Origin of the sequence: Ruminobacter sp. RM87 (genome assembly GCF_000701925.1) — a bacterium.
Classification (GTDB): Bacteria; Pseudomonadota; Gammaproteobacteria; order Enterobacterales; family Succinivibrionaceae; genus Ruminobacter; species Ruminobacter amylophilus.
The window spans coordinates 1-2,686 of record NZ_JNKD01000102.1 but is presented as its reverse complement, the minus strand read 5'-3'; the positions used below and the strand labels follow the sequence as shown (position 1 = coordinate 2,686).

The 2,686-nt window shown below is 35.4% G+C and carries 4 protein-coding genes; all 4 read right to left on the bottom strand.

Going from position 1 to position 2,686, the window contains the following annotated elements; translation table 11 throughout:
* Positions 1-443 precede the first annotated feature (443 nt).
* Positions 444-707: a Txe/YoeB family addiction module toxin gene (locus T489_RS0112130; RefSeq protein WP_031580275.1), complete on the bottom strand. Its 264-nt coding sequence runs from the start codon at positions 705-707 to the stop codon at positions 444-446.
* A complete protein-coding gene (locus T489_RS0112125; RefSeq protein ID WP_031580274.1) occupies positions 688-966 on the bottom strand; it encodes a type II toxin-antitoxin system RelB/DinJ family antitoxin in 279 nt (92 codons plus the stop codon). Before T489_RS0112125 ends, T489_RS0112130 begins: the two co-directional genes overlap by 20 nt.
* 102 nt (positions 967-1,068) lie before the next feature.
* Positions 1,069-1,782, bottom strand: a complete 714-nt coding sequence (locus T489_RS0112120) for a site-specific integrase (protein ID WP_157608266.1) — start codon at positions 1,780-1,782, stop codon at positions 1,069-1,071.
* Positions 1,783-1,927: 145 nt separating this feature from the next.
* A partial coding sequence (locus tag T489_RS15530; RefSeq protein ID WP_031580272.1) for a PD-(D/E)XK nuclease domain-containing protein occupies positions 1,928-2,686 on the bottom strand: 759 nt, incomplete at its 5' end.

Below are 2,686 nucleotides of genomic sequence, written 5' to 3'. Positions count from 1 at the left end.
CCGAGGACTAATCCAATAAATCTTAAAAACTCACTGTGGTAGTAGCACAGTGAGCTTCAATTTTAAATAACCCTATTTGCTTACACGCATACATTCAGTCAAGAGCAGAAGCTTCAAAAGAAATTGATGAAGAAACACAAAATCAAGCTTTTGCTGAATCTCCACGAATGAAAATGATGCAAAGAAATCAAGAAAGAAATAATGCTTGTGATAATGTTATTTCTACAAGTCAAAAGAAAGGAAGATCTCGTTAATTTTTTATTTTAGACGGATAAAACTAATGAAATTTAAGAATGTTTTAGTTTGCACAATGGCTTCCTGCGGGTGTGGCCCAAAGAATTAACGTTTAAATTAAAATAAGGGTGGTCAACTTCTGATCGTTTTAGTGGTCAACTTTTTCGATCGTTCTACAACACTATTTAAACCGTTAGATATCTGCTGGATTATTTATCACCATAATGTGTAGCATACTGGTAAATTTCAATACAGTCACCTACAATTCTAAAAACCAATCGATTCTTTTCATCTATCCGAACACTCCAATAATCGGATAACTCATATTTTAATCGTTCACACTTTCCTGAGCAGTTGTAACCATTTCTATCAATATCCTGAAGAATCTTATGTATTTTTTTTAAAGTCTTCTTATCTTTTTCATGCCACGATAAGTAATCCTCCCACGCTTCATCAGTCCAAATCTTCTTCATCTTCATCCTCTACAAATAACTCGTGTTCCTTCAGAGTACTCTTGCCAGACTTAACATTTTCAATTCTTCTTCTGAGTTCATTCATATTATTTTCACTGTAAAACGGATCAGCACAAACATCAAAAGGAATACGTCTTTCACGAGCTACTTTAGCTATAAACATTTGAATTGCGGAAGACATGGTTAATCCCATCTCTTTTAGGGCTTCCATAGCTTTGAGCTTGTCATCATCATTCAGCTTAACGTTAATTTGTCCCATATGCACCTCTCATTTGAAATAAATCAAACTATATCTTACTATACATTGTATACTAATAGCTATACAAACACAAACTTTTAATAACCATTACGTGAAGCATAATCAATTTCTAGTAGTGACTCTTTCACTAATATTCACTACATACTCATCAACTTTAACTACCCACTCAGGCATTCCAGCACACTGAAAAATGAATTTGCTGTAGATGCACATCAATCTTAATCTATCGAGAAAATAATCATTCCTATGGTAAAGACTTTTCACGTATGAATCTGTCTTATGATTGATATACATCTCTTTAGCTGATTCATTTATTGATTCACCTTTTGCTAAAAAATCTATTATTGTTCTAAAAATAGCCCTCGAACCATGAAGACAAAAAACACCTCTGAAATTTCGCAAATATGCATTTCTTATTACACCAGAAATAAAATCATTAGAATGGCTATAAAAGCTTCTGTTCATTTCTACAATTTCATAAATAAATCTTGGAACTGGCACTCTAAAATCTGCTGGATCACCTATCTTTGTATTTTTTGTACAGATATAAACACTCGACAACACATCTGGCTCTTTTTGATATTTTTCTAAAACAGCATTCACATAATTAAAAGTTTCTTTAATTCTTGTCCCCAAAATAAAATGCAGAACCAAAAACACATAATACTCCTTATCAAGCAACTTTCTAACAGTGCTAAAAAATAAACTGATTTTATCGTAACCTTGCTTCTCATCAATCCATTCTTCACATCCAAGTGCCGGTCTGGAAAGTGTCTTAAATTTTATGTCCCTCGCATTTTCTAGATATTTCCCCACATAATTCTCTGCTATGAGATTCTTTCTTTTGAGCCATGAAAAAAAAGTATTCGAAATTCCCTTTAGTGTAACTTTCATGAAAAGTTAAGATAATTAAGTTTATGGAAAGTCTTCTCCGGTGATCTTTAAGTCAGCTTTAAATCAGTTACCCGCAGTACACGCATTCCGAGCCGGCAAAGACCATGGCATAGGCTTTGACCGTTTTGTCCCTGAATTCCAAGGCTGTTTTGTAGGTATTAACCTGTTCGGTTGCATCTTTTATAGTGTTTTGAATCTTTGCTTCAGTAGCATCTGTCTTGGTGACGTATTTCAGTTCGATAAGATAAATGCACTGGTTACTTTTCCCCTTGTTAACGGTTATTACCAGATCGGCAAACTTTTCTCCTTTTCCGACAACTCTGAGAGACTTCTGCATTTCAACAAATATCCCGCGCAAGGATTTAAGCTTGGTGCAGAGTGTCAGATTAAGTGCCATTTCGCTCATGTGAGTCAGTACCTGATTGGTGAAGATTCCGCTCAGGAATTCCGTACAGGATGAGGCAAATGAACTGATGTCATCATTAACATCACGTAACGATGATATATCAAGAACCGTATCGGTAAATACCGTATTTGTTTTTAATCGCATGTCAGCGATGCATTGAGCAAACAGCTTTGACATGAAAAGATTAGGTATTTTGAGAGCCAGAGAGGAACTGTCGGAAGCCTCCTTATCAATAGTCAGATACCCGAGATAATAGAGCATGGAGAGAAGCTGCTCCCGGTTATATCCGGTTACTTTATTTAAATTAATGTTTTCCGCCAGCTTGTCCAGAAAGAACAGATCATTACTCAAATAGCTTTCCACGATCTCATCTACCAGACTGGGTTCGGCAATTTCAAACAGTTGCTGCAACTTGGAGCC

Coding starts and splice junctions, on each gene's coding strand:
- T489_RS0112125 (WP_031580274.1), bottom strand. CDS start 966: ATGGGACAAATTAACGTTAAGCTGAATGATGATGACAAGCTCAAAGCT.
- T489_RS0112130 (WP_031580275.1), bottom strand. CDS start 707: ATGAAGAAGATTTGGACTGATGAAGCGTGGGAGGATTACTTATCGTGG.